The organism is Granulicella sp. L60 (assembly GCF_009765825.1).
Lineage (GTDB): Bacteria > Acidobacteriota > Terriglobia > Terriglobales > Acidobacteriaceae > Edaphobacter.
This window is the reverse complement of the sequence record NZ_LMUR01000001.1, coordinates 15,258-42,074: the sequence shown is the minus strand read 5'-3', so window position 1 is coordinate 42,074 and position 26,817 is coordinate 15,258. Positions and strand designations below refer to the sequence as shown.

The following is a 26,817-nucleotide window of genomic DNA, read 5'->3' as shown; positions in this document are numbered from 1 at the left end:
TGGCCGAAGAAGTCAGGCCTGAAATTGGAAGGAGGTCGAATGCCAACCCCAAGGAAGTTCTCCGCAGAGGAGCAACGAAGACTGTTCGCTCTGCTCGAAACTCCGTTCTCACCCTCCGAAGTCAAATGGCGTGTTGTCCTCAGAGGCCAGAAGGGCCGCCGTGGCAAGGTGCTGCCTTACGCCGACCCTCGGGCTTACATGGATCGACTGAATCAACTCTTTACTCCTTCCGGGTGGTCCCGCGCCTACAACCTCGCAGCGGTCCCTAATGTTGTCAGGAGAATCGATGGGCGGGAGGTAGTCACGGGGAAAGTTCTCGTGAATTGTGTCCTGACCATCCATCGGCTTGGGAGCCACACCGGCAACGGTGAGGAGTGGGCAGACAGTTCGATGGCTGTCACTTCGGCGGAAGCGCAGGCTTTCAAACGAGCATCGAGCTGTTTTGGTCTCGGCCGTTATCTCTACCGCATCTCCGAACGCTGGGTAGATATCGACCGTCGCGGTACACCAAAGCGTCTGCCTGCACTCCCCTTGTGGGCGCTGCCCCCGGATGTCGTCATGGAACACGGCACCGAACCCAGAGGCCCGATTGACCCGAAGTTGACAGGCAAGATCGAGGTCTTTCGGAAGCAACTCGGAGTTGGCATATACACGGAGATCCTTTCCCGTGCAGGCTTCTCTCATGACGCTCACCTCATCCCGAACGCGAATCGCCAGAAGGACGCGCTTAAGTGGATGGAAGCCGCCGCACGGGGCTACGGACGGCTGCGACGCCTCTCCTCCGATGGGGGAGCGGAGCATCTGGACGCGCTCCTTCAGCACCTGAGACTGGCAACCGTCCAGGAGCTGCCGAGTCTTGATGCACTCCGCTTCGTGGTAGACACGCTCGAATCTGTCCTGCCGCAAAACGCTGCGTAATAACATTTTCAACCACCTATCCCAATCGGGGCGGCTCTGAGCTGCCCTCTTTGTTTGGAGGAATCATGCCCAGAGGAAGGAACATATCCATGCTCCGGAGGGAAGCCGATTTTGTCAGTATTCCCGTGGAGATGGCCGTCTACTGCGAGAATTGTGAAACGGTGTCCAGCTCTGGTTACGACCGCTGTGGAGTCTGCGGCAGCGAGGCGATCCTGAGGCTAGTTCGACTGATCGACGGACCGCCCAATAACCCGGAGCCTAGTCCAGCCGCTCCCGCACACGTAGTCCCAATTCTTTCGTTTGAGCGGCTCGCCGCTGCCTAACCACAAAGAGGCTAGTATGGCGCCATCACTATTCCTGGAAGTGGGTGAATCGACCTGCAATATCAAGGCAGGTGTTGTTCAGGAGTCGTAAACTTTGGCTACTGCTTCACAACAATACTAGGTTCAACGAAAGACCTTCGCTGAAACTCAGACACCGCGGTTCACGATAGACACTTCGATGTCTGACGAGGAACTCGTTTGGAGGGCTTCAGTGCAAAGGGATTTTCATTTCTCGACCGGCTTCTTCGGAATGCAACCGAACGGTTGGAGAAACCCTTGAGGATCATTGGACCGGAAACCGGAAGTTGGCCCGCGATGCTAAACGGTTGTTCAATGCAAACGCCGCTGTTGAGATCGTGATTCCCTATTCTCGCAGCCCTCTATGCTTTGCTGCCAAAGGCAGAAGCGACCTCAATTGGAATAGCTGCTTTATAGGCCGCTCGTCTCAGCCGTTGCGCGGCTTGTTGGTCAGTAGGAGCCGCCATGATTCGCAGCATCATGGCGGTGGTGGTCGCTGGACTTCCACGCGGACTGCTTTAGGCGAGCATATGCCGGCGAATGATGAACAAAGCTCCCAGAGTGCTCGTCGACCCATCATCCTCCAAATTGAGTCACTACCCACTTCGGCCTATTTTAGCCAGCCACCCCATCCTCGGCTTTCGAGCTACTAGCACGGAACGATCGAGGGACGTTAGAAGGCATCTTAGAGTTCTCGCTGTATGAGCTATGCAAGAGCCACTCGCTCCCCAACTTGCCGGAAGCCCATTCGACGCGTCCCTCTGGCGCGGACAAGATCTGCTTTATTTCCGTCCAAAATATGCTCTATTTCACAACAACAAACTCCAAAGATCCGAGGTGAGCCGATGCGCAATGTCGCACGCCTCAAAATGGGTTACTACCCATTGCCTGAGAGCGAAGGGATAAAAATCCGCGCTCTCCTGTCATTCCCTCTACCAGCTTCGGTCATCGATCCCTGTGTCGGGCAAGGAACTGCGTTGCATCTTGTCACAGGCAATGCGGAGGTAAAGCGTTACGGTGTGGAGCTTGACGCTGAGCGCTCGCGGATCGCAACTTCAAAGGGTATCGAGACGATTCACGGCAATGCCTTTGATGCCATCGCGAAACCCGAGTCCTTCTCGCTGCTGTACCTGAATCCGCCCTACGACTCGGAGATCGGGTCGGTCGCCAACAGACGTATGGAGCGGCTCTTCCTCGACCACACCTACCGATGGCTGGTACCCGAGGGCGTTCTGGTGCTGGTCATTCCATTCGAGCGTCTTTATGACTGCGTTGGCGTTTTGGGCTCGCATTTTGGCAGATTGAGCGTCCTGCGGATGGAGTCCAGCCTCAAGGCGAGCCCGGAATTCCTACGGACTACGGAGTGCCATCAGAGATTGAGACACTCCTGGAGGAGCTCGTCGAGGAGCTGGCAACTCCCGGCTATCAGGACAACGATGGCGGGGGCGGAGAGATACAACTCGTCGTAGACACCGGCACCATTACGCATGGCTCGTACTACCACGTCGTCGAGCGTAACCCGGATGAGTATCAGGAGTTCTGATGGCACACCCAATCGAGCATGCGAAATCAAGCGCACGGCGGTTTGGAGGATCTCCGGAGGACTATTTCGCCATCCATGACTGGTTCGATGAGTCAAAGGCCTACGTTGCCGATTTTCGTCACCGTGCGGTACGACACCACGCGGAAGGCATCTTTCTGGCACAGCGTCTCTTCGGTCAGACGCTCATGAACTCCGAGAACCGGGCGATCCCCGTCCGCTACATCGGGGAGCAGCACGTAAGAGAAGACCTCGGCAGGATTCCATCGTTTCAGGACTGGATTGCCGAACTTCCTATTCGCCCGTGGATGTACGGCCAGAGATTGTCGAAGACAACAAATCTCTAATGCCGCGACGACGCGACTTCCAATCTTTATTTCAACGATGTTTATGAAGGAGAACAGTGATGAGCAGCCTCAAGACGGAAGTGCTTCTGCGCGAGTTCCAATACAACGGTGTGCGGATTCCCGACCCCGGCCCCGAGTTGACGGTCGATCAGGTCCGCGACCTTCTCACGCCTGCATTCCCTGAGATCGCCACGGCATCGGTGACCGGCCCGGAAGACACCGGCTCCGCCCTGCGCTACACCTTCAACCGAGCCATCGGGACGAAAGGCTGACCGATGGCTGCGCCCAACACGAGCCCAGGGGAACTGGTCGCGTTGTTCGCCGCCAAAGCGGCAGCGCCGCCTCCGGAGACGAGCCACGCGCTCGCTAGGCACCTTCAATGCAAAGAATCCATCGCACTCGCCCGAATGGTGTCCGAAGCCATAAACCAGTACAGCGCGGATCAGGTCCACACGCTTCCGGCGCCAACGGAGTTACTGACGCCACTGGCGTAGCGCTTCTGGCGCCGGCGTTTGCCCAGGCGCTTCCATCCCTCGCCGGACTTCCAACCGAATACAGCCACGAGTTCCGGGCTGAGCTGGTGTATGACCTGTGCGCAGCACTCGTGCGGGAAGGTCTCGGAACCTGTGAGAGCTGGAAGGAGTGCGGCGAGAGCGTCCTCGTCTTCGCCAAACACGCTATCATGCGGGCCATCGGTGAAGACCGCTGGAACCTGTTGCAGCGCAACGTCGAGTACCACCTCGAAATCAGCGATGTCGCCGACCGCGAAGGCTTCGATGAGGTCATGGGAGACGGTCAACTTGCCATCACGGTGGTCTGCGGTGGCTCCGGCTATCTCAAGATCGGCCCGGCCATCGAAGCGCTCGAGGCGGAATCGCCGGGGCTCGGAGCGGCTTTCTACTGGACCCTGACCTATGCGCTCTATCGCCTCATGCGCGTCTACAACCACGACGATGCACTCCAATACGAGGAACGGATGCAGGAGTACGCCGAGCAGGACCACGAGGAGAATAAGGGCCAGTATGAGTTTCCAGAGGTCGAGAAAGCTTTGCCCGAATGTATCCGGCTGAGCTTGCAGAAAGACAACCATGATCGTTGGAATCTCGGCGCTCGCAGGCTCCTGCTCAAACACGGCAACGGCCGTTATGGTTCGTGGATCAAGCGTCTGCGGAAGCTCCAACAGCTCTCCCAGATTCGCGTTTGGCCAACATACAGTTTCATCGAACAGGGCAACTACGATAGCCCACCGTTGCCTTCCCTGCTGGTGGCCTTCAAGGAGCGAGATGCCATTACGGCTTGCTTTGACGAAGAGGGCCAATACATGCTCGAAGAAACCTCAGAGCCCGCCGTAGGCGTGGCCTTCCATCCACAGAATCCAGAGGAAGCACGGCAGGCGCTTCGCATTGTGGAGCGCTTCGTCCTGTTCAACCACGAGCTCTTTCAATTGGTCGAAGAGCTACAAGAGTGGGAAAAGTCGGAGAACAGCCATGCAGATACACATCTCAATCGGTGAGAATCATCGCTTCGAGCTGCGTGAAGCGCTTCTTGTCTATGGAGACCGCCAGAAGAGCTTTGTCACCCGCCACGACGTAACCATTCAGAAGGACGCCCCACCTGCGCTTGGTCCCGCACAACCGCTCACTGTGGCCTTTGTGGAATCCCTCGTGCGCTCCCTGAGTGGAAGCTCTGACGCCGAGATCCTGCTAGAAAACGTACTCGCGAAAGGCGATCGAATGATCGCATGGTGGACCCCGGCGCGGCGGCGGCAGATGTTCTATGAGAACTCCGAGGACAAGGCCGCGGAGCTGAGTGGGCTCGTCTTTCCGCAGCCACCGATCGTCTGGCGCGTGAAGAATGGCGATCTCATGATTCGTGCGCTCACGGAGAACAAGCGTCCGCAGACAGAGACGAAACTCGCCGTCGCGCCATTCTGGAATGTCTCGGACAATGGCCGTGTGTGTACCGGTTCCATGCGCCGCCCAGACGGTGCGACCGTTTCCTCCATCCACGCTTGGGAGCGAGGGTTCTACGAGAGTGCCTTCACGCATGCCAATGTAGGCCGTCTGACGCGCCACCCAGGCGGCTTCGAAGGGCTGTGGACGGTACTTGCGGGCAAGCGCAAAGCGTTTCCGCGAGAGACCCTGATTGAGCTGCCGCAGACGCTGGCAGAGTTCGTCCGGGGAGAGAGGGACTAATATGCGAATTGAGCACAGATTGCCTTCCGATCTGGTGCGTCGCGGTCCCATCCGTGTGCTGATCATTGGAGCAGGGGGCACCGGCAGTTCGATCGCGATGAGCCTGCCCTATCTCGATCAAGCCTTGCGCGTGTGGGGACATGCGAGCGGTCTTGACGTGGCCATGATGGATGCCGATACAGTCTCCGCAACGAACTGTGTGCGTCAACCCTTTTCAGCCTCCGACATCGGCCAGAACAAAGCTACCGTGTTGATCAACCGCATCAACATCTTTTGGGGTACGAAGTGGCGAGCCATCCCGCATCGATTCCATGCGCGTTCCTTCGAGAGTCATCGTGACGAGATCCCTGACATCCTGATCGGCTGTGTGGACTCGCGTGAAGCCAGGAGGGCCATTGAGAAGTCGTTCACTCACGCCTTGACCGGCACCTCTTATTGGCTTGATCTCGGCAACAATGCTGCCAGTGGGCAGTACGTCCTTGGCCAGCCGTTGAATGATCGGAACCGTCGCAAAGCGGAACGTCTCCGCACGGTGAGCGAGTTGTATCCGGAGATCGTGGACACCGATGCCGGAGAAGATCCTCTCCCGAGTTGCTCCGCAGTCGAAGCACTGGACCGGCAGGAACCGTTCATCAATCAGACGTTGGCGTTGAATGCCCTGGCGATGCTGGGACAGCTCTTTCGATATGGCAAGTTGAGTTATCACGGGGCATTCTTCAATGCGAGGACAGGCCAGACGAGCGCGCTGCCGGTCGACCCTGCGCTTTGGGCGAAAACGAGAAAGTGCTCGCGAAAGATAGCTGCATGATTTCGAGACAATGTGGGACTTCATGACGGGTGCGGCGGTATGGTGGAGACGTACCGGAGACTTTCCATGAAGATGAAGCTCGATCCCGACTTGGTGATGGAAGCCAAAGCTCTCGTCGTCCTGGCCTTTCGCAATGGCCCTATCGAAGACCTGCACGCTGGAAAGCCCTGCGCGGCTTGCGGCGGCATGCCGGAGATCTCCCATATTACCGACGACGAGATGAAGGTTGTGATGAAGTCGGCGGTCGACGCAATGTACCGTCTCCTATGGCAGCGAGACTACGATCCTGTTGCCTACAACGAAGCGCTGGCGTTCGGACGGCGCAACACCATCCACTGGGACGATCCTGAACTCAAGAAGCCGAGGAGAGGGTCACGCCCAAAGTGACCTACCCCGGAGAGACCCATGTTCAAAGAACTTGCTCCCTACCTGCGGCAACGTGCAGTCCTGCTGACCGTAACCCGCCTCGAAGACGATCAGATCAGTGTCAATATCATCCCGAAGAAGCTCGGTGAGGGAGAGAACACCGCCCTGACCACGCCCTTCAAGCTCACCGGCACGGCGGAAGAGCTTGACCGTGACCTGCCTTCGTCCATCGTCGACTTCGTCGCCGCACACTTGCAACTCAAGAGCACGCTCGAAAGAGCGAAGGCCGAGATGGATGCTGCCGGGAAGGCCGCACAGGCCGAAGCGCGCGCGAAGAAACTGCCAGCGAAGAAGGAGTCTCCGAAGGCCGAGCCTGCGAAACCCGTCGCCACTGTAAAGCCGGTCGAGGTTGCCAAGCCGCAACCGCTGACGACCTTCAGCCTCTTCGATGCCGCTGCGACAGAGACTCCGGTCGCCGAGGATGCGGATGAGGAAGAGGAGATTCTTGCCGAAGCCGCAGAAGACGAGCAGGCTGACCAGGATGAGGAATTGGACGAGGCCACTTAGAGCGGCCTCGTTTGCGCGGCCATGGCGAAGGATTCGAAATCGCTCATGGCCGCTTCGACCGAGAACAAACGGGACTCGTTGAGGTTCCCCATGACGATTGAATTCACTGAAGAGCAGCGCCGGCAAATCGTGGGAATTCCTGCGACCCACATCAACAACATGCAGACGGCCTTCATTGCGGCATATCGGGGCGATCAGAAGCGCGCCAAGTTCGATGAAACCCAGCTCCGGGTTACGGAACTCCTTGTGCCTTTCTTTGTTTTGCCGGAAACACCGGAGGATCAGGAAGACCAGGACGATCTCGACGAGAGTGATGTAGATCAAACGAAAACGAATGAACGTGTGATCCGGCAAATGCGGCATTGCTGAAGCAAGGAGGAGAGTTTATGGCGAACTGGTACGGAAGCTCGCGCAGCAACTACTTTTGTGTGAAAGACGATGAGGCGTTTCTCCGGTGGGCGGAGAGCCGTGGACTCGGCGTGTTTAAGAGCGAGAACAATCCAGGGCATTTCGCGATTCACAGCGGAGACAATGACAGCGGATCGTGGCCGAGTTACGATTCGGAAGCCGATACGGAGATCGACCTGGTTACGGAACTGGCCCGCCATCTCCCGAAAGGACAGGTCGCCGTCCTGATGGAGATTGGCGCCGAGAAGCTGCGATATCTGACCGGCGTTGCGATCGCGGTCAACCACAAGGGCCGCGCGCTGGTGGTCTCGCTGGACGACGTCTACCGCAAGGCAGCTCGCACCTTTCGCGTTCAAGAGAACAAGATCACCAGGGCCGCGTACTGAGCGGCGAGTTTCGCCAACAGTAGGCGCGAGCATAAGATCCGTTCGGTGTGACAAGCTCTTGGGACTTCGCAATACGCCAGTCAACGGAACATTCGGCCGCCAGTCGCGATACACGTTGCGTGGCGGCGTGCTCAATGATCGAATGATCGAAAGGATCAGACGATGCACTCCATTTTCCGTCGTGCCGCAATCTCGCTGGTGTTCGTATCGCTTCCCCTGTCGGCTGTGCGCCTCGACGCCTCTCCTGAGTCCGGGGAACAGGAGCACAATACGCTCGAGATCGTGGAGAACGTGCCGCAACCGGATCGCTCCATTCTTGAGAAGGCAGTGATTCCGCAGCTGGCTCGGCAAACGAAGGCGACGTGGCTGTCGCTGATTCCCGGAGAAGCGCAGGCTCCGCGCCTTGCCAGAGGCATCGTCAGCATCCAGTTCACGCTTCATTCGGATGGAACCGTATCCGCGATGAAGATCGAGCGCTCCGCGGGCATCGTTGCTCTGGATCGAGCTGCCTGGGCTGCGATCGTGGGCAGTCCGCGTACGGCGTTTCCGTCCGACATGGCATTGCAGAGCGTCAGGATGCGAATGGTCTTTCTCTATAACGGAGAACAGCCCTCGCTCAGGCCCGACTCTGTTCCCCGGTAAGTCCGGTTTGAGATGACCGGGCCAAGGGCTGCTGTTTGAGTGAAAACGATGTGCTATCAGTGGACAAGATAAATCATATCGATCATAATGACCATAACGGTCAGGAGGATCTCATGATCACCGAAGTCAACGCAGTCAATTTCCGCCAAAATCTCGGGGAAATGATCAACCAAGTGCAGTACCGCAATGACAGCATTGTCATCAACAAGGATGGAAAGCCTGTGGCTGTCCTCGTCGATGCCGAACTTTTTGCCCGGATTCGCCGCCTGCGTAGCCGATTCGACGAGTTAAGCGACCGAATCTCAGAGGCCTATGCCGGAATACCGGCGGAAGAAGGTCTGGCGGAGATCGATGCTGCGGTCGATCGCGCACGGAAGCGCTGATGACGGGCATACGGGTGGTTTTGGACACCAATGTCCTAGTCTCGGGGCTAGCGTATCCGGGTAGCGTACCGGGACGAATCGTCGGTATCTGGCGGCAGGGCGGCCTCGATGTCATATTGTCGCGATACATCCTGGACGAGATGGTGAGAGTACTTCCACGATTGTCCCGGATCACGCTGAGCCCCGCTGAGATCCGGGACCTCGCTGACAGCCTCCTGTTTCTGGCCGACATCGTCGAGCCCGGTACTCAAGAGGACGCAGCTTTACGGGATCAGGCCGATCAGGCAGTCCTGGCGACGTTGCAGGCCTCGAAGGCCGACTACCTCGTCACCGGCGACAAAGATCTGCTTGCGCTGGCGGATCGGTATCCCATCATCACACCGGCAGAGTTCTGGGAACGGCATGGCAACTAGAGCCTCCTAGCCGCCTGCTGACTCGGTTCATCGTCTACGCTCCGCACTGCCCTGTCGATGCTCTGTCGTGCCCTTTCCCTGAACTCTCTACGGCGAGACATCCAGAGACGAAGTACGCCCTTCGCCGCCTGTTGTTCGCGCTCGTTACGAGTCGCGCTCATTCGCGAAAGGAATCCCCATAGGCCTTCAGAATTTTGCTGTCGCTATTTCACAGCAGAGAGCCCAGGTTGCACCCAGCCAAGAAAAGAGTCTGTCAGTTCAGGAAACTGTGCTGTGAGGAGGGCAAATATGGTGGGGACGAGGAAGAGCGCCAGCTTCTGGTAGAACTCCCAGCCGAGGGTGCTTTCGGTATTGGTGATGTCACTGAGGATGCAGTCTCTTTCCATACCGGAGTAAACAATGGAGACGGTGATGGAGAGCCCGAGAAGGAAGATCAGCAAGAATGACGCGATCTGAGGGCGAGGGGAGAACGGGTAAACCGCAACGGCTAATCCGGCGGCTACGTAGAGAAGGACGATGGATACGATGAGACTGCGGATTCGAGCGAGGATGTTCTGAATATAGGAGACATAAGAGAGGCAGACGAACTCTTCAGCCGCGCGCACTGTTTCGTCATTGCTGAGAGGGAGGAAAAGGTCTGTCTCCTTCGGATTTTTTCCTTCACCCACGGCTTCGAGATTCTGCTTGGTTCTTTCCGGCAATTCCGCGTGCCATGCCTGCTCAAGAAATCCATGAAAGAGTGCTGCCACGGAGTCCTTGATGACCTCTCGCATCTGATAAACGGTGTCGGTATCAGGTACCCGCAAAGGGGCGTTCCATTGGGCGGATCGATCCATCTCCGTGTTGTATTGGAGACGGAAGGAATTCCCGACGATTACCATTTTTCTGATGAGAAGAAGATCTTCCGGCGAGGGAAGAAAACGCGAGTCGGGATAGAGTCGGCAGACAGTCTCCGCTGATTCAATCTGCCGCTCCAGTATCTGATACTGACTGCGAGGAACGTCTCCGCTGATATGCCAGAGAGAAGTACCCGAGAATCCGCGAATCGCGCGAAAGGTCCGCCGCAAAGGTGTGCGCGACAGGGCTCGCAGCAGGCGGTTCAATTGAGACCAAGTGATGACTACGCTCGATGCCTCAAGGACAATAAGCGCGATCATTGCTCCCAGAGACAGGCAGAAGAACCGGCTGAGCCAGGGACGTTCGAAGCTGGAGATTGCCATTTCGTTGTGGAAGACTGCGAAAGCCGCGAGGAATATGATTGGCGGAAGAATCACTCCCCAATGATGCTCGAACATGCGGGCCGGCATCTCGATCCGTTGGGCCATTGCGTCGCTGATGCGGCTTCGGACAGAGGCAAGTTTCTGCGAAGTGCCTGAATCGCTATCGGGCGACTTCAGTGGCTCCGCCGGAGGAAGCAACGGACGCTCTTCTGATACGAGCGTATTTCCGTTCAGGCTTTGAAGAGACCAGAGATAGAGGCCGACCAGAAGAATCCAGAGCGACAGGAGGGGGCTGACACCATTCGTGAGGTGCATCGCCCTGTAAGAAAAAGGCGATTTGTCCACGCTGCTCAAATCGTGTGTGAGCGCGGCACTTAGGCAGCATGCCAGGGAAAGGGAGACGAGAGTGAAACCAAGGACTACTTTCCAGTTCAGAGGCTGTTCTCTGAGCCGCATTCGTAAAATGATCAGCACCCACCAGATGATAAGCACGGCTGCATATCCGTAAGACAGAACTGGATCCGGAACATTGGACTGTTCTAGTACGGGTATCAGGAGGCTCCAGAGCGGAAAAAATGCCAGGGTGCACGATGTGGAAAAGACTAGGCCCCAGCGCCAGTCATTGCGGGTCTCAAATGCGTTATCCAGCCGCAAAAAACGAAGGAAGCTGGGATTCCATACTCCTGTGAGGTGTAAGAGCAAAGGCCCGACGGACAGAAAGGCGAAGAGGTTCCATGTGACGGGTAGCTTGCCGGATAAACCTAGAGGTCCCTGACAAGGTGGCTGTAATGCAGCTATCGTTTGTAGCGGCTCCTTGGATTGCTTGTCCGTTATCATGCTCGCTACTGCGTCTTTGTTAAGAGCTGCGACAGGCCAGTAGCCATCCCTCCCAATGACGGTTAACCAGACATCCGGAGAGTCGAAGCTGTTTTCTGGGTTCGCTTTCATCCAGAGTGCGTGATCGAAGTATGGTAGTGATTTCTGTTGCCAGCAGTTTGAGCTCCACAGTAAGTTAGGCGGAGGATCTGCTTGGGTTTGAGGGCATCGTGTTTTAGGATCAATCTCCGGAGAAACGAGGCGAAGCAGGGCGCGCATGGCAAGCTCGAGCGATTCCACGTCACTGCCCAGAGGTTCTCTTATACCGTCCTTCAGAGAAGATGCGGTTCCTGTGACTTCGGCCGAGTGCGGAGTCAATGTGTAGTCGGTGACTGTTAGGGTTCCACGGAATTCTGTTGTATCCACTTCGCGACGGAAGAGTAAATCAGAGCCGACGGTGATCACACGGCCTTCAGGATAAGTGCGATGCAGAAATCTTATAAGGAAGAGATAGTCGAGGGGATTGCTGCAGCGCAGGATGATGTCTTCAGTGTGCTTTTCCCTTAGCTGGCTTACGATTCCATATAACTGGGCCTCTTCGTTGAGAGGTTCCTGCTTGCTGTAGGAGGGGACGCTGTCTCCTTGCTCCCAGGATCCCGCGCTGAGATCCGACGGCAAAACGGTCTGTACGGCCTCGTGCTCTCCGCCTCCGGCTGGGCGAGATAAGAGTGAGTTTTCCTGATACGCGGTCCGCAAAGCGGAGATATCCCTGGGGTAATAAAGTTTCATAACGTTTGAGTCCAGGGGATTCTTGCAGGTGTCGGTTGTCACTTGAGCAGACTTTGGCAGACTTCCATAAGCGGTTTCATCTTCTGAAATAATTGCTACCTTTTCAGGATCGATATCTTCTGTCTTGAAATAACGAAGCAAGCGGAAGGTCTTCACAGATTCGTTTTCAGAGAAAGCTGCGAATTCGATCGGCATCGGCATGAGTGTGTCCTTAAACCACTTGATGGAACTGCAGCTTTGAACGCTTCCGCTATAGACGTAGCCCTGGACAGGTCGTGGGAGATCTGGAACCTTTTGGGCGGCATGGGGATTGGAATTGGCCTTCAATGAAGCTGTGGTCGGTACAAGTGTACGGAGACGCTGTTCTAGTGAAGGAAGTGTGCCGGAGTATGTCGGGCCCAGTACCTGAAGCGTTTCTTTGCGATCCTTGCGCCAAGCGTATTGCTGCAGCCACAGAATAGAGTTCTCCCACTCTGAAAGCCTAAGGCCGCCTGTCGGCTGCTCACCTACGAGAAAGACCACAAGGCCGTTCTGGAATGGAGATCCACCGGTGTCGAGCGCTTTTCTAAACAGTAGGACTCCAGGACAGCCTTCGACCTTCTCGGTGTATTGTTCCTCGAGTTCTTCGTCAGCGCGCAATGGATATTGAGGGGTTCCTCGCGACCAGGGAAGCCAGGAACTGTCGTAGACATACTCTTCATCCTGAGCAGCGCCTTCAATTGCTTCGACGAAACGATCGAACTCTAGGGAGAGGTGAGTATGGCGCGGGTCCGGAACGACGGCAACGATGTAGCGCAAATGAAAATCAGTTTCGTTATTCTGATCGGGTTTGGTCAGCTGGTCCTTTAGGCGGTCCGAAACTTCATTTCGAGGCACGGGTATGGGTTCGCCCTCGTTTACGAAGGTCTGAATAACTTTATAAGCATCGGAGCGTGAGTCATCTCCAGGGGTGTTCTCTTTCCCGGATTTTTGCTCCGTCAACTGTTGTGCACTGGTCAGAGGCGGAAGATAGGCGGTACACCCTCCGACGTATGGTGCGATCGTGCGGGAGACACTCTCCTGGGGAGATCGTTTCGGTTTTGCGGCACCCATGGGCACTTCACTATGGGCCGGCCTGTTTGCAGACCCGGAGTTACTGTAGAAAGCAACACCTGCGGCCAAAAGGGCAGTTAAGCCCAGGCCAAATCCAACTCCCGTTCTCTCTTTCACGGACAGCTCCTCGGTGGAAATGAGATACAGGGCCCGGGATACCCGTTTCGCGCGGCGCAACTCCCAGTGGATAAAGAGTTACAGAGTCGGGGGAGCACGGCGCGAAATAAATCTGGATCGGTAAACTCTGTAGATTACCGAATGCTGTGGAAATGTGGCTACAAGTGTGCCACTAATCCGTTCCGGATGTAACAAAAATCTACTTACCTATGAATCAATCCGGTAGTCGCTGTTGCGAGTCCGCTGTTCTTCAGAGCGTCAACCGGAGATCTCCGATGCATTCTGCTCGAGAGCCTGGCTGAGTATGGAGGTGGTGCTTTCCCATTTACCCGGTCCTTGGATTGACGGATATAGCTTGTACGGTTCTCGCGCTCACTTCCGAAACGCCTTGTTATCGGCACGCTGGAAGCAAACAAACCCACTGATTACTAACAGGAATGCGGCCAGAAACAGTAATTCATCCGCAGTTTCGCCCTCGGTGCAATCACCATCCTCCGCAGCTGCCCTGTCGAAATCTATTTGAGGGGCGTTAAACGCAATTCAGCGACGATCTCATCGAGGTTAGGCACGGTCAGCGTCCGAATGTGGCCCACAGCAAGGTGCTGATCCGGGTAGAACGCTTTGAATGCCTCGGCCGTGCACAGACGGCGCGTTACATTGATGATCTCGTTTGTGGCGAGTCTCCGACTCTCGGTGAGCACCTCATCGTCTGCCGCGACCCAGATCTCTGACTGACCATTATTGATCTTCTCTGCGTAAAGCGTAGCCCCTGCCTTCATGGACCAAGTTTACCGTCTCGCCCGGCCATGCCCCAACCGGTTGTTCTCACCTCTCGTTTCGAGAACACCTCCCCGCAAAGCGTGAAACCACGAAAGGGAATTTCTCCCATGAATCCAACACAGGAACGCCCAGGCTACTACTGGAAGACGAACGACCCGGCCGACCTCCCCTTCAATGAAGCAGGGCCGGAGAAGCCTGAGACGGTTCGGTGCTACAACATGCAGGACCATCTCAATCAAGGAGAGTTCCGCCACGTCCCCGTTGCCGGATTGGAGTTTCTTACCTTCTGCCAGTTCGGCGAGGCCAGACCCTCACGATTGGCCCGGATCCGATGGACAGGCGACAGCCATGACTATGGCATCTACCGCAATCCTTCCGGCCTTTATAAGGACGGCATCGTGATGCTCGAGTGCCACGGCGGCGGAATGGTGGGCTTCACCTTCGACAATCTCATCTCCGGTGAAACCTGGGAACACATCGCAGCGAACTTCTCGTCCGAGATGATCTGGAACCTGTGCAACCAAGTCGCTCACGCCTATCGCGCCGCAAGAGATGCCGAGCGGCAGATCGTGTATCGGGCTTTCGCGGAAGGGCGGCTCAAGAAGCGGCGCAGACATAACAAGATTTACGTCGAACTCGTCGCTGCCCAACCGAACCAGACCGCGGCATAAAGGTGGCGCGCCTACTTACTTGAAGGATCAGCGTGTCTCGATGCCTGCTTCGGCGACGGCTCCGGAATGGCTTCGGCCTAGGCCAGACATCCCGACGGAAGAATCCGTTCGTGCGCACTACCCTGCCCTGGGCTGCCCGAAACGAATAAGAAGACCAAATCGGCACTCAGGAGGAAACGCAGATGAGACGAGATCGAATCAGAATTGCGATGGATGCAGGCAAAAGCTGGGCGGAACAGCAGATGAAGAGCGGAATCGAGATCACGCCCTCAACCGCCGAGGAGGCCGCGCGAGAGAAGTTCGATCACGTTGGATCTCGACATCTCTTCCTGTGCTCCGCACTCGATGCCGCGCTGTTGAGCGGAGCCGTCGCAGCAGACGCCAATCAGCCATCGAGCCTTTGATGGTACCGCCGTATCGGAACGGCTCGCCCATGCCAAATCCGCGCCCAGGAACAAAGACGACGGCTGGAACGGACGCGTGTCAGCAGATGTTGCAAGAGACCACATAGCAAAGCTCTCGAAAGAAGGGCTGGGACGCGAGGCAGTCGCCGCCGCTCGGAAGTGGCCCCAGGGTGATCTCCCGAATTGAATCCGGCCGGAGCACGCAGATTCGGAAACGCACTGAGGGCAAACTTCTCGCGATCTCAAAGGATGCCGTGAGTGAATCGGCACGAGTCCGAGCTTACCCAACTTGGCGCCAGATCAAGAGCATGCTCGCGGAGGGCTCCACACCAGCGCAACTTGCCCGCAGGCTCGGTTACGAAAGCCCCTCACTTCAGTTGGGAAAGAAATGGATCCTTGCGCGCAACGCAGCGAAGGTGGACCGGCTATACAGGGTGCCGATGAAACAGTGAAAACCAGGCCATCGGGAACAATCAGAATGCAACGACGACGACCTGGTTCGATGCGTGCGAAAGTTCCGACGCACCAAGTACGTGGCCGACTGAATACTGCTCGCCGGAACGGATGCAGGTCTCACGCGATAACCTCTCACTAAACCCGCACAACTTAACGAAAGGAATTCAATGCATACCAGCGTCATTGCCGATGCAGATCTTTGCTCGCGCCCGGCAGAACACAGGATTGACCCAGACTCACACTCGTTCTACGAGACAAGTTGCGGCCTTTGCGGGGCTCAAATGCACTTTCGTGATCCCCTAGCAGACTGGACAAAAGTGTACTGCCCAGGATGCGGGGAGTACGTTGCGGTCAGGTAGCAGGAGCAGACTTCAACACATTCCGTATCCTGATACTCGGAAACCGAGCTAATCCGATAGGTGAGCGCGCGGAGAATGATTAGCGCCTGAGTACTATCGAAGGTCCTTTCGGAGCAAATTCACAAATTGGACTACGCAGGCATCTGCAAGCTCTTCCGTCGAGATAAATTTCGGCTCTTCCTTACTGCGAGTCGACCTGGCCCATCCGATCTCATGTTCGCGGGAGAGCGTCGGCGTATAGAAGGTCTCAGTGAGTTTTCGGGATTCACCAACGTGAACTCCTGCAAGAGATTCCCCGGGAAGGCGCACCGATCCCTGAACCTCGCGGACTCCGAGCTTGATTCCTTCTGTCGACTCGGTATAGCGCTGTTCCCAGTGCACAACCATTCCATGCTGCCATTTCCTGAGTACACAAACCTGAGATAGGTCGCGCACAGGCATGTGTGATGCGACCTCAATCTCCGCATCACTCGCCGAATTCACTTCCCTGCACTTTGCTTCGATCGCCTCGAAGAGTGCGCGAACTGTTTCCCGAATCTGCTTCACGCCTTCGCGCGAACTAAGCGATGAAAGCGCGTAACCGTAGTCCCTGTCCTTCTGATAGAGAACTGCCACTTCAACTGCCGATGGAGCCACCGATTTCGCTGAGGCCTTGTAGTCGGGACTGTCAAATATCGCCCTGAGTGCAAACTCCAGCTTATCGACTAAGAGCTTCTGTGCGGTCTTTCGCTCCTCCTCAGTCGCGCCTTCAGGCAAGCTATAAGTGATTGGAAACCTGCGGTGCCTCAGATTGAATGGCATATCTTCTTCTGTCGGCTTTCCAAATACATCATTCATGACGGCGATGATCTGCAAGTGTCCCGGTTTATGAAGCGCTAATCCGTACTCGATGAGTACATTTGGATTCGAGACAGGCTTTTGATTATCTCTTTTTCCAACAAAGGTGAGGTCGGGGACAAAGACGCTTGCGGAGGCGATCTTCGCCATGATCGTCTCAAAGATAGGAGGCGAGCCGGGCACGTTCCGGGTATCTCGATCGACCTCGAGATTTTCGCGCACGGCATCCTCGACATCGATGTCCGATTTGAGGCGACCGGCCGCAATCAGCAACGCTCGTTCGACGAAATTCCGACAGATGCTGGTAGGCCTGTCACTTTGCCAGGAAAAGAAAATTGTGCCGCTCACGTCACACCACTTTGCGATCGCATAAGTACAGCGATGATTTATTTGCGTCTACGGAATAGTGTCACAGTGCCCGAGCCTGCTTCAAAGATTATCGAAGAGGCCAGGTTCGCAGGGAGGTTCTGGTATCGGCCCGACGAGATTCGCCCTCAATTCTTCCGCAGGAAGAACCCGGAAGAGATGAATTGGCGGTCTTTCCGTCCTCTCCAGATATTCGGCGTACTCGCGAACCTCAAGCACCGAGGGCTGCCTGTCCTTGATTGGGACCATCACCTCGTTCGGTGCGGTCGTCACGATGGCAAAGGTCCTTTCCCATTGCCCAGTCTTTGGATTCTTCCAGGGTGACCAGACACCCGCCATACCGAATGGCTCGCGTCCAGGGACGGTGAATTCATACTTTGGTTTCGCACCCTTCTGCACCTGTTTCCAGTCGAAGAAGCTGTCGGCAGGCACGATAACGCGCCGCTGGGCGAATCGATCCTTCCAGAATGGCTTCTCAAGAATCTCTTCCGAACGAGCGACGAAGAGAAGACGGTCGGGAAGCTTAAAACCCCAGCGCATCTGCTCCACTACCCGCTCGCCATGGTCGTTCAGCAGGATGACGGGCTGAACGGAGCCAGGGGCAATATCATCTTCGGGGCCAAGGTACACCTCATCCAAGCCCGCTTCTACCTGAAAGGCAGTGGCGATCGTTTGCTTATCCGAGCTTCTGCGGTAACGGCCGCACATAGGTATATTTTAGAGGACCTTTGTTCGATTGCATGGGAGTTATGGGCGATTGTCCCCCTTCCGCGCGCAGCCCATCGATCGACGGTGCCACTGATCAGGTAGCACGCAATATAGTGCACCGCGGGCATGAACCCCATCAATCCCAAATCATCCCTACCAGCGATCCACCTCTTTCACCAAGCCACAAACAAAGGAGAACCACACTCATGCTCCTCACTATGGAGTCCAAAACCGCTGCCGCCCATAAACTCGAACAACTCATCTCGAATGGCCGCGCCAAAGCAGGCGAGGTCATCAATCATGTTATGAACAATCAACCCACGGACAGGCTTCAGCCCGGGGCAGAGCTTTCGTTCCAACCTGACGAAGACCGAGGCGTACAGATCACCTATCGCGACCAGTTGTCGGGAGAGGTCAGGCAAGGTGTCCATCGCCACGCCATGCAGCAGATGGCGCAAACGACAGATCTGCCCATCAAGTTTATTGACGGCTTGCAAAACACCCGAGAGCGTTGGGCCACGGAGCTACTCGCCCACAACCTGAGTACGATGTTCGCAAATCGGTTCGCGAAGAACCGCTATCTTCTTCGCTCGGTCCTTGGAGAGGTCCGTGGATTCCTGTCCGATCGCTATCGGAGGCTGGATTCAAGACCTATCATCGAGGCGTTCGCCACAGAGGTACAACGCAAGGGAGCGCTTCCATACAACGGTTACGTGACCGACACGAAGGTCGCCATTCAGGCGATCATGCCGGAGGTATACGAGCCCATTCCAGGCGAGATGATGGCATACGGGTTGAGTCTCGAAAACTCGGACTTCGGCAACGGTGCCCTCTCGATCCGCGCCTATCTTCTGCGAATCTGGTGCTCCAATCTGGCGATAACACAGGAAGAGATGCGCCAGGTGCATCTTGGAAGACGCCTCGACGATTCAATGATCTACTCGCAGAGAACCTATGAACTCGATGCCGAGACCACGGTCAGTGCGCTTCGTGATGTCATCGGAACCCACCTCAATGCGGAGGCGCTGCACAACCGAATGGAGACCATCAAGCACGCTAATGCCGTAGGGGTCGATCCCTCGATCGCGAAGGAATCGCTCAAGAAGCTGCTCCTGAAGTCGGAGACCGACGAGGTTATCGAAGCGTATAACTCTCCCGATACCTACAATCTGCCGGCGGGAAACACCACTTGGCGATTGTCCAACGCCGTCTCCTGGGTAGCCGGAAAGACGGAGGACGCCGAGCGCAAGCTCGAGTTGATGAAAATCGCAGGCGACGTGCTTCCCAAGGTAGAGGGTCATGGCAGCAAGCGATCTGCAAAGGCTGCATAACTCAAAACGTAGGCGAGGGAGGGATTGCACTTCTCCCTCGTCATGCCGTGCGGTGGCCATTGCGGACTTTGGCTCAAGGAGTAAATTTGGCCAAGCAGCGCAATTTCATTGCCCTTCCCGTGGTTGACCGACATCATCGGGAAAGAGACGCCGTCCTTCAGGTAGCGATTCAGGAGGTCATCACACGACACCTCAATTACATGCCGAACTGATTGCCTTGTTTCGACTCTACTTTTCGGAGGAAGTTTCCGACGAAGAGTGGGCTCTACTGCAGACTCATATGGCCTACTGCGACGGGTGCCACCTTGCATTCTTTAAGGCGCAACCATCCTCGGCTTCGGCCTCACACCAATCATTCACATCGGCTGCAGATGGCACCGTCATAAAGGCCGAGAGCCCCGAATGAGGACGTCGATGAACCGCCGCGCCTTTTCGGACGAATCATCTGTGGTTCCCGCGCTCGTCACCCCGTAGATCGCGCGCAACATGTCCATTGGATCGACATCTGGCCGAAGATCTCCGCTGGCAACGGCTCGGATTGCGAGTGCGTTCGCAGCTTCCTCCATGACCCGGGTGCTCTCCTGATATACCTGCGAAGGACCGCCGACCATTGCGTTCAAAGCCGGAGCGATGATCTTCTTCGCTGCAATGTAGTCAATGAACACCAGCAGCCACGCTCGGAGAGCTTCGATCGGGGGCAGTTCAGTCGAAAGCTTCCGCTGCGCCTCAGCCAGCTTTTCGACTTCACTGATGTAAACAGCAGCCAGCAGGTCATCGCGTGTCGGAAAGTGACGGTAGAGTGTGCCCGGGCCGATTTTGGCGCGCCTGGCGATCTCGTCCATGCTGGCCTCCGCGCCCCGACGCGTGAAGACCTGTTTCGCCACTTCGAGAATTCGCACACGGTTGCGTTGCGCGTCCGATCGCGGCTTGCGAGCGTCTTTCGGGATGGTAGACGTTTTCATCACATATTTTTGAAACCGGAGTTGCTCTCCGCTAATCTCATGAGCATAACGGAGATTAACTCCGTTTTAGTCCGGGCTGAGGCCTGTGTCAAAAGATTTGTGATCGGAGCGTACAGCATGGCAGTGAAATTCGGAGCAGAGTCAACGACAGAAGAGGTCCTTGCAGGGGTTGATCTGAAGGGCAAACGGATCCTGGTGACCGGTGTATCTGCGGGGCTGGGTGTAGAGACCGCACGTACGCTGGTGGCGCATGGCGCAGATGTTGTTGGTGCGGCGCGTGATCTGGAGAAAGCACGTCGGGCAACAGCGGAGGTTAGCAAGGCCGCGGCGGAGACCGGCGTGAGTTTCGAGCTGATCGAACTCGATCTGGCCAGCCTAAAGAGCGTGCGCGCCTCAGCGGACAAGCTGGTTGAGGATGGCCGCTTGTTCGATGTCATCATCGCCAACGCCGGCGTCATGGCGACTCCGCTCGGGAAGACAGAGGATGGTTTCGAAACCCAATTCGGAACGAACCACCTCGGCCACTTCGTCTTTGTGAACCGCATCGCGAAGCTGATCAAGGACGGCGGACGCCTGGTCAACCTCTCGTCTTCAGGACACCGTTTCAGCAATGTGGACCTGAACGATCCTAACTTTGAAACGACGCCGTACGAACCGTTCGTCTCTTACGGGCGTTCGAAGACCGCGAACATCCTATTTGCAGTGGAGTTCGATCGCCGTCATCGTAATCGCGGCGTACGCGCTACGGCCGTGCATCCTGGTGGCATCATGACCGAGCTTGGCCGCCACATGGATCCGGGCAGCCTGGAACACATGGTCAAGCAGATCAATGAACAGGCGGCGGCGGCAGGCAAAGGACCGTTTGAGTTCAAAACGATTCCCCAGGGAGCCGCCACTTCGGTATGGGCTGGGGTCGTTGCACCTGCCGAAGCGGTAGGAGGACGATATTGCGAGAACTGCCACGTAAGTGACGTCGTCGCAGATGACGCCCCGCTGGGGATGCTTGACGAGGGAGTGCGAGGCTACGCTCTCGACCCACAAAATGCTGCCGCACTCTGGAAGAAGAGTGAAGAAGTGGTCGGCGAAAGCTTCGCGTAAACAGCAGAGAGAACCAACAGCCCCCCTCGCCATATGCGAGGGGGCTTTTGTTAGTAGGTACCGAGGACATGGTTTACACGAAAGACCGGAGACATCGTTTACAGATACGGAGGTCTGAGGGCTCTTAAGCATTGGTTGAACGCAAGAAGATACGTTCATGCCTTGGAAAGAGAGTCGTATTGTGGATCAGCGCTTGCAGTTCTTATCGAGTTATCAGAAGGAAGAGATGTCTGTTACGGACCTGTGCCACGAGTACGGCATCTCTCGCCCAACCGCATATAAGTGGATCAAGCGATATAACGAAGTCGGGCCGGAAGGCTTGCTGGATATTTCGCGCAAGCCCCACGGCTGTGCTCACGCAACGTCGTTGGAGGTCGAGAACGAGATCCTTGCATTGCGCAAGCGCTTTCCATCCTGGGGAGCGCGGAAGCTGAAGGCTCGTCTGGAGAAGATGAACCCGAACGTCGTGTGGCCGGCGGCAAGCACCGTCGGTCAGATTCTGCGCCGGGCGGGACTCACCAACCCTGTTCGCAAGAGACGTAGAACGACCCCGTACTCAGAGCCCTTCGCCGAGGTCACCGCTCCGAACCAGCTATGGTGCATGGACTTCAAGGGATGGTTCCGCACTGGCGACGGGAACCGATGCGATCCCTTCACGATCACCGATGCCTACAGTCGCTATCTGATCCGTTGTCAGGCAGTGGCTCGCATGGATACTGCGCACGTCCTTGCGATCTGCGAGGCCGCCATGCGCGAGTACGGTGTTCCCGAACGGATTCGCACGGACAACGGAAATCCGTTCTCTGGACTTGGTGTGATGGGGCTTTCGCGGTTGTCGCTGAGCTGGGTGCGACTTGGAATCGTGCATGAGCGCATTCAGCCAGGCAAGCCGCAACAGAACGGCCGCCATGAGCGCATGCACCGCACGCTCAAGCAGGATACGACCAACCCGTCGGCGAAAACACTCCATGCGCAGCAGAAGCGTTTCGATGAGTTCGTTCGCGTCTACAACCATGAGCGTCCTCATGAAGCTTTGGGGAACGAGACTCCAGGCAGCATTTACGTCCCGAGCTCTCGGCTCCTGCCACGGTACACGAAGGCTCATCAGTACCCAGCTCACTTCCAGACACGGCGCGTGAACGATGCGGGAGACATCAGTTGGCATAAGAGCAGGGTCTTTATCAGCGAGGTCTTCCGTGGTGAAGATATTGCGCTTGAAAAAGTAGAGGAGAACTTCTACCGAGTGTATTTCTGCTCTTTGGAAGTCGGCGAGTTCAATGTCGACGACATGCGATTTCGGCCCGGGCTTCGCCCTTGAAAGCAAGCGTTGGAAATGCCGAGGAGTGGAAAGCATGGAAAACCATACAGCCGGTTTTCCACTCTTCCCACTCCTCTTGGAAATCCCTGCGGGATTCCCACATTCCCAACGCTTCGACGGCGACGAGATATCTTATTAAGACCGGGCCTAGCCAGCCATAACCCTGAACCAGAGCCACTTCCTCCGCAAGGGGCTTGTAAACCATCTCCCCGGTCTAAAACGTAAACACTGTCCCGCTTCGCTCATGTTAGGATGCCATGCCAGAAGAACCGCCTTCCCTCCCACCGAAACCTGCGAGAGGCGTCGGATCACTTCCTATAAACCGTCAATGAGCGCATTGGCCTGATATGGAGTGACCGTGTCAACTCCATACTGACTGTTATCACCAGTTTGGCAAGCAATGCTGCAGCGAGATAGGCAAAGTTCACCTTTCGAAATCGAGAATGTCTTCAACCCTATTCTTGGTGCGAGCTTTGAGGGGGTTCTTCGTGGCCTCGATGGATTCCTGAATGTGGCCAAGAACGTACTCCGCGCCTGACTCAGGTCCATCATTGAATGGCGTTATTGCCGCCTGCCGTTCGTGCCAGAGATATTCAAAGAAGATCTCAACTGCGCGTAACTTCTGGTAAAACAGAAGTTCACCTCGCTCGGCTTCGATCTTTAAAAGATCGGCCAACTGCTGCGCAGTCTTTTGATCGCGAATCGGGGTCGTCGGGATGCAGCCAAATAAATATTCGAAGCGACCGCTCAACAGACGTAGGTGAACCCATCCAGCTGCAAGAATGCGGATTGAATCCTGCCAGATTAGGTCAGTGGTGTTCATGCGGTCTGTGACCACGAGTTCCGTCCGCGTAAGATGTCTGAGCGTTAGGAATACATCATCTGGAACGTACCCCATCTTCTGCATGGCATCTGCAATCTGCGTGCATGTGAAGTAGCCCTCTACATTGATCAGGCCAACGGTCTTCTTGTTCTTGAAGAGGTAGAAGAGGATCTCGATCAGCAGAAAATTGTCGGGCTTTTCGCAAGCATCATCGTAGGCGAAGATGTTTTGAACGAAGCCGCTATCTTTGCTGAAGAACCGTCGATTCGTGCGCATCAGTATGCGCAGAATCGTGTGCTCCTTGAGCCACACGTCACCGCTACCGAGCGTGTTCGAAGCGATGGTGGTAGTGCTCAGGTAGCCAGACGTGATGATTGCACCGAAGATTTCCAATGCGCGCCGTACATCCTTGCCAGCCAAGGCCTCAAGCACGCGAGAGATGTTGCGGTTGCGGTCAAAAAGCGCGTTGTAGAGCCGGGTCAGGAAATTCTGAAGCTCTTCAACCGAATAACGGATACGCATGCCGCTTTCGATCTCGTAGGTCTTGTCTCTGCCTGCTTCCTTCGAAAGGTACTCTATGCTGAGTTCGAGTCTGCGCTTCACGACGTCGATGAAACGGGGCGGGCTGATGTGGAAGACAACCCCCGTCCTGTAAGTGTCGAGAGGAGGCCTATCCTTGTAACGTTCATACGTCTCATCGCGCATCTGCAGAACTACGAAAGCGCGGGTCAGGTTCAAGAACCATAGCGTGAGCTGGAAGGCTGCTAGCTGGTTGTCGCGGTCGAGCCGGTCAACGTTGTCCATCACTACGACTAACGCCTCTTGCCTGCTGCCCATGATGTATTCGGCTATGCCGCGAGTAGTGTCCTCCGCGTTATCCTGCCATTCCAACATGTCTTCCGCCCGCCGGATTGCTGCCTTCTCAGCTGACGCCTTCTCCAACTCAGCATAGATGGGCTTCTTCTGCTGAAGCTTCCTTGAATAGATTCCGCGAAGCACAGAAATATCGGAAAAGTCGATATCCCTGTTGTCGATTTGGAATGAATCAATAAATGTCCTGCAGAGCCAGTCTTCAGCTCCGACGAGGCTCACTGGTGCACCCAAGAAGTCAACGGTCGCCCACTTCGTCTTTTCCTTCGCGGCCTTCGGCTGCAGCGTCTGTTTATAACGCTCCATGAACAGGGATTTGCCGCTACCGACTGCGCCCTGTATCAGCTGCAAATGGCCTTCGCGCCGATCCAACCGCGACAGGTTTTCGTCGTTTGCGAATATGGAGATAGATCGCTGGAAGTTCTCCTCCCCACCCCGTTCCGGGTGCAGGTATTCAACAGTGTTGCCGCGTCGTGCGGACACACGTTCCTTCAAGAGTGACTCTAGGATGCGGTCGTATTCAGTCACTTCGTCGGAACTGACATATGCCCGTTCGACAATCTCCTTAATGCTGGATTGCTTGGAGGACGAAAAGTAACGCTGAAGAAGGGGCGCTAAAGGAGCCGCAAACTGGTTCAGGTTGACAGTTGCTCTGAGCAGCGCCTGACCACCCGCAAGGTTGTAGGGTAAGAGGAACCGTTTCGCTTTTGCCGCCAGAAGGCACTTATGAGCGTGGTCTTCGAGGATCAAGCGGCCGCAGAGCTTCTGGAACTCTACCGTCACCGTGCTCTGCGGGAGAAGGTCGATCACTTTCCCGGAAATGGCTGGTTTGCTGTCCCAACAACCGGCCATGAAATCGACGCCGTTCGTGGCAAAAACGAAATGTGCGGGATTGATCCCGGTCGGGTAGTTCTGATTGAGGTAGGCGGCATACATCTGCGCCTCGTGGTAACCGACTTCGACGGGAACGTCGGGGGGCTTCGCCTCCACAATCAAGACCGGGAAGCTCCGTATCCATACACTGAAGTCAGGAAATCCCCCGGAAGTGAGACCAGCTTTCCGATTAAACGGGGTCGGCGCAAGGTACTTCTTGGGTTTGATGAACGGCTCGGGAATATCAAGATACGGCGAACCCTGCAAAAGTGGGATAACGATTCGCATCTCCACATCCGCTTCGTTTTGCAGAACTACCCCGCCGTAGTCTATGTGCATGCAATGAGAGTAAATCAGGCTGCGTTGGAGCGGCGATTTTCCTCAAAAGGCGGCGGCCATGTCTCGCTCCGCATTCGCAGCGCGTTTTAAAGAGCTACTCGGACAAACACCGCTGGAATACGTAACCGAGTGGAGGATGCAGAAGGCGATGCAGTTACTCGAACAGCGTGACAAAAAGCTCATAGACGTTGCTCGGTTGGTCGGTTACGAGTCCGACGCTGCGTTTAGTAAGGCCTTCAAGCGAGTTGTCGGGGCTAACCCTGGTGAATACCTCAAACGTGGTTTTTGAAGGCCAGGGTCATGCCGGAATCGCGGAAGATTTTTGAAGCGGAGGATTCTGACTTTGGCGGCGGGGCCTGGGTGCCATGGAAGTGTATAAATGGGTGCCCCAGGCGCCTCGCATTGGGAACGGGAGATCGCGGACACAAAACCGACCGAAGCAGACCACAATCAGTCCCGGTAAACGCCGTTTCCTCCATTTGAGCTTAGCTGAGGAGAAGCCGATATTTCCAGTACCAACTCACGTTGGTCTGTGACTCGGATATTGGTCTGAAGCCACACCGCTCCTGCTGGCTCGCTTACGGTTCCATAACGACAGCCATCAACTGCGGCGCTGAGTTCGCACGCTCTGAAAGCTTTTGAGTACCGCCTCGGCGGGCGCGAGAATAGCAACCTCCCTCGAAGTGCCATAGAGCATTCTGGTGGTGAGGCCACCATCGACGACGCTGAGTAAGGCCGCAGCCACTGTTCTCTTGTCGAAGGCGAAGGGCTTCAGCAAATTGATGAGATAGGCAAGAAACTTGTTTTCGTGTTCGACCGCTATGCGATGGAAGGGGTGGGCAAAATCCGGGTATTCGGAGGCGATCCGAAGGAACGGGCATCCGATGATGTCAGCTCGATTTACCACCCGTTCGATTCTGACCAAAGCTTCGTGGATATCTTCCGGCGGCGCTGGGCTATCGAGATACTCAAAGAAGGATCGGTCGCGATATTCGAGATATGCGGTCACCAGATCATCTTTGCTCGGGAAATGCCGGTAGAAGGTCGCCTTCGCAACTTCGGAGACGGACATGATTTTCTCAGTTCCGGTCGCTCGTACGCCCTCTGTATAGAAGAGCCGGTCGGCGGCCTCCAGGATTCTTTCGCGCGGATCGGATTGTTTTTGTGAATTCATCGGATTTATCTTGACAGAAGACAGACCAGTCTGTCTATACTCTTTCTACAGACAGACAGACATGTCTGTCTGTAGATTGGCTTGATGAAAGGAATACAGC

Annotated in this window: 27 protein-coding genes and 1 pseudogene; 21 read left to right on the top strand and 7 right to left on the bottom strand. The window is 55.9% G+C overall.

Annotation, left to right across the window (positions count from 1 at the left end; genetic code table 11):
• The first annotated feature begins 39 nt into the window (after window positions 1-39).
• The 15 genes and pseudogenes from GSQ82_RS00210 (at window position 40) to GSQ82_RS00145 (ending at window position 9,314) form a co-directional block, all read left to right on the top strand.
• Window positions 40-918 (top strand): Rad52/Rad22 family DNA repair protein, encoded by an 879-nt coding sequence (locus GSQ82_RS00210; RefSeq protein WP_158790023.1) that lies wholly within the window; start codon window positions 40-42, stop codon window positions 916-918.
• 1,042 nt (window positions 919-1,960) lie between these two features.
• Window positions 1,961-2,569 (top strand): annotated as a pseudogene (locus GSQ82_RS25475) (DUF6094 domain-containing protein); the annotation flags it as partial.
• A gap of 53 nt (window positions 2,570-2,622) precedes the next feature.
• A complete protein-coding gene (locus GSQ82_RS00205) occupies window positions 2,623-2,802 on the top strand; it encodes a hypothetical protein (RefSeq protein ID WP_158790022.1) in 180 nt (59 codons plus the stop codon).
• Window positions 2,802-3,146, top strand: coding sequence for a hypothetical protein (locus GSQ82_RS00200; RefSeq protein ID WP_158790021.1), 345 nt, complete (start codon window positions 2,802-2,804; stop codon window positions 3,144-3,146). Before GSQ82_RS00205 ends, GSQ82_RS00200 begins: the two co-directional genes overlap by 1 nt.
• Before the next feature lie 59 nt (window positions 3,147-3,205).
• Window positions 3,206-3,418 carry a PRTRC system protein C gene (locus tag GSQ82_RS00195; RefSeq protein WP_158790020.1) on the top strand — a complete coding sequence of 71 codons (213 nt, stop codon included), beginning with the start codon at window positions 3,206-3,208 and terminating at the stop codon, window positions 3,416-3,418.
• Window positions 3,419-3,525: 107 nt separating this feature from the next.
• Window positions 3,526-4,659 (top strand): hypothetical protein, encoded by a 1,134-nt coding sequence (locus tag GSQ82_RS00190; protein ID WP_158790019.1) that lies wholly within the window; start codon window positions 3,526-3,528, stop codon window positions 4,657-4,659.
• Window positions 4,634-5,341, top strand: coding sequence for a PRTRC system protein B (locus GSQ82_RS00185; protein ID WP_158790018.1), 708 nt, complete (start codon window positions 4,634-4,636; stop codon window positions 5,339-5,341). Before GSQ82_RS00190 ends, GSQ82_RS00185 begins: the two co-directional genes overlap by 26 nt.
• Window position 5,342: 1 nt before the next feature.
• Entirely contained in the window at window positions 5,343-6,149 is an 807-nt protein-coding gene (locus GSQ82_RS00180; RefSeq protein WP_158790017.1) for a PRTRC system ThiF family protein, read from the top strand.
• Between the two features lie 66 nt (window positions 6,150-6,215).
• Window positions 6,216-6,536 carry a hypothetical protein gene (locus tag GSQ82_RS00175; RefSeq protein ID WP_158790016.1) on the top strand — a complete coding sequence of 107 codons (321 nt, stop codon included), beginning with the start codon at window positions 6,216-6,218 and terminating at the stop codon, window positions 6,534-6,536.
• Window positions 6,537-6,554: 18 nt separating this feature from the next.
• Window positions 6,555-7,082: a PRTRC system protein E gene (locus GSQ82_RS00170; protein WP_158790015.1), complete on the top strand. Its 528-nt coding sequence runs from the start codon at window positions 6,555-6,557 to the stop codon at window positions 7,080-7,082.
• Between the two features lie 90 nt (window positions 7,083-7,172).
• On the top strand, window positions 7,173-7,451 hold the full coding sequence (locus GSQ82_RS00165) for a hypothetical protein (RefSeq protein ID WP_158790014.1): 279 nt from the start codon (window positions 7,173-7,175) through the stop codon (window positions 7,449-7,451).
• Between the two features lie 17 nt (window positions 7,452-7,468).
• Complete coding sequence (locus GSQ82_RS00160; protein ID WP_158790013.1) at window positions 7,469-7,876, top strand: hypothetical protein; 408 nt, start codon at window positions 7,469-7,471, stop codon at window positions 7,874-7,876.
• 162 nt (window positions 7,877-8,038) lie between these two features.
• The gene (locus GSQ82_RS00155) at window positions 8,039-8,518 is read left to right on the top strand and encodes an energy transducer TonB (RefSeq protein ID WP_158790012.1); all 480 of its coding nucleotides are present in this window, start codon (window positions 8,039-8,041) and stop codon (window positions 8,516-8,518) included.
• A 113-nt stretch (window positions 8,519-8,631) separates the two neighbouring features.
• The gene (locus tag GSQ82_RS00150; protein WP_158790011.1) at window positions 8,632-8,901 is read left to right on the top strand and encodes a type II toxin-antitoxin system Phd/YefM family antitoxin; all 270 of its coding nucleotides are present in this window, start codon (window positions 8,632-8,634) and stop codon (window positions 8,899-8,901) included.
• Window positions 8,901-9,314 carry a putative toxin-antitoxin system toxin component, PIN family gene (locus GSQ82_RS00145; RefSeq protein ID WP_158790010.1) on the top strand — a complete coding sequence of 138 codons (414 nt, stop codon included), beginning with the start codon at window positions 8,901-8,903 and terminating at the stop codon, window positions 9,312-9,314. The genes GSQ82_RS00150 and GSQ82_RS00145 overlap by 1 nt, the downstream gene beginning before the upstream one ends.
• A 203-nt stretch (window positions 9,315-9,517) precedes the next feature.
• Here GSQ82_RS00145 and GSQ82_RS00140 read toward each other — a convergent pair whose 3' ends face one another.
• On the bottom strand, window positions 9,518-13,348 hold the full coding sequence (locus tag GSQ82_RS00140) for a hypothetical protein (RefSeq protein WP_158790009.1): 3,831 nt from the start codon (window positions 13,346-13,348) through the stop codon (window positions 9,518-9,520).
• Between the two features lie 515 nt (window positions 13,349-13,863).
• Entirely contained in the window at window positions 13,864-14,127 is a 264-nt protein-coding gene (locus GSQ82_RS00135) for a hypothetical protein (RefSeq protein ID WP_158790008.1), read from the bottom strand.
• A 108-nt stretch (window positions 14,128-14,235) separates the two neighbouring features.
• Here GSQ82_RS00135 and GSQ82_RS00130 point away from each other — a divergent pair, with 108 nt between their 5' ends.
• Entirely contained in the window at window positions 14,236-14,799 is a 564-nt protein-coding gene (locus GSQ82_RS00130) for a hypothetical protein (RefSeq protein WP_158790007.1), read from the top strand.
• A gap of 182 nt (window positions 14,800-14,981) precedes the next feature.
• Complete coding sequence (locus GSQ82_RS00125) at window positions 14,982-15,203, top strand: hypothetical protein (protein ID WP_158790006.1); 222 nt, start codon at window positions 14,982-14,984, stop codon at window positions 15,201-15,203.
• A 908-nt stretch (window positions 15,204-16,111) separates the two neighbouring features.
• On the opposite strand, the gene GSQ82_RS00120 is transcribed toward GSQ82_RS00125, so the two are convergent.
• Together GSQ82_RS00120 and GSQ82_RS00115 are read right to left on the bottom strand one after the other, a co-directional pair.
• Window positions 16,112-17,128, bottom strand: coding sequence for a hypothetical protein (locus GSQ82_RS00120; protein ID WP_158790005.1), 1,017 nt, complete (start codon window positions 17,126-17,128; stop codon window positions 16,112-16,114).
• A gap of 156 nt (window positions 17,129-17,284) precedes the next feature.
• Window positions 17,285-17,929 carry an SOS response-associated peptidase gene (locus GSQ82_RS00115; protein WP_158790004.1) on the bottom strand — a complete coding sequence of 215 codons (645 nt, stop codon included), beginning with the start codon at window positions 17,927-17,929 and terminating at the stop codon, window positions 17,285-17,287.
• Window positions 17,930-18,135: 206 nt separating this feature from the next.
• Here GSQ82_RS00115 and GSQ82_RS00110 point away from each other — a divergent pair, with 206 nt between their 5' ends.
• Window positions 18,136-19,260: a hypothetical protein gene (locus GSQ82_RS00110; RefSeq protein WP_158790003.1), complete on the top strand. Its 1,125-nt coding sequence runs from the start codon at window positions 18,136-18,138 to the stop codon at window positions 19,258-19,260.
• A gap of 380 nt (window positions 19,261-19,640) precedes the next feature.
• Here the strand turns inward: GSQ82_RS00110 and GSQ82_RS00105 are convergent, their stop codons facing one another.
• Complete coding sequence (locus GSQ82_RS00105) at window positions 19,641-20,222, bottom strand: TetR/AcrR family transcriptional regulator (protein WP_158790002.1); 582 nt, start codon at window positions 20,220-20,222, stop codon at window positions 19,641-19,643.
• Between the two features lie 117 nt (window positions 20,223-20,339).
• Here GSQ82_RS00105 and GSQ82_RS00100 point away from each other — a divergent pair, with 117 nt between their 5' ends.
• Complete coding sequence (locus GSQ82_RS00100) at window positions 20,340-21,320, top strand: SDR family NAD(P)-dependent oxidoreductase (RefSeq protein ID WP_158790001.1); 981 nt, start codon at window positions 20,340-20,342, stop codon at window positions 21,318-21,320.
• Between the two features lie 157 nt (window positions 21,321-21,477).
• The gene (locus GSQ82_RS00095; RefSeq protein ID WP_158790000.1) at window positions 21,478-22,638 is read left to right on the top strand and encodes an IS481 family transposase; all 1,161 of its coding nucleotides are present in this window, start codon (window positions 21,478-21,480) and stop codon (window positions 22,636-22,638) included.
• A gap of 424 nt (window positions 22,639-23,062) precedes the next feature.
• Here the strand turns inward: GSQ82_RS00095 and GSQ82_RS00090 are convergent, their stop codons facing one another.
• A complete protein-coding gene (locus GSQ82_RS00090; RefSeq protein WP_158789999.1) occupies window positions 23,063-25,492 on the bottom strand; it encodes a P-loop NTPase fold protein in 2,430 nt (809 codons plus the stop codon).
• A gap of 109 nt (window positions 25,493-25,601) precedes the next feature.
• Between GSQ82_RS00090 and GSQ82_RS00085 the strand changes: the two genes are divergently transcribed.
• The gene (locus GSQ82_RS00085; protein ID WP_254061311.1) at window positions 25,602-25,832 is read left to right on the top strand and encodes a helix-turn-helix transcriptional regulator; all 231 of its coding nucleotides are present in this window, start codon (window positions 25,602-25,604) and stop codon (window positions 25,830-25,832) included.
• A gap of 312 nt (window positions 25,833-26,144) precedes the next feature.
• On the opposite strand, the gene GSQ82_RS00080 is transcribed toward GSQ82_RS00085, so the two are convergent.
• Window positions 26,145-26,717 (bottom strand): TetR/AcrR family transcriptional regulator, encoded by a 573-nt coding sequence (locus GSQ82_RS00080; protein ID WP_254061310.1) that lies wholly within the window; start codon window positions 26,715-26,717, stop codon window positions 26,145-26,147.
• Between the last annotated feature and the right edge of the window lie 100 nt (window positions 26,718-26,817).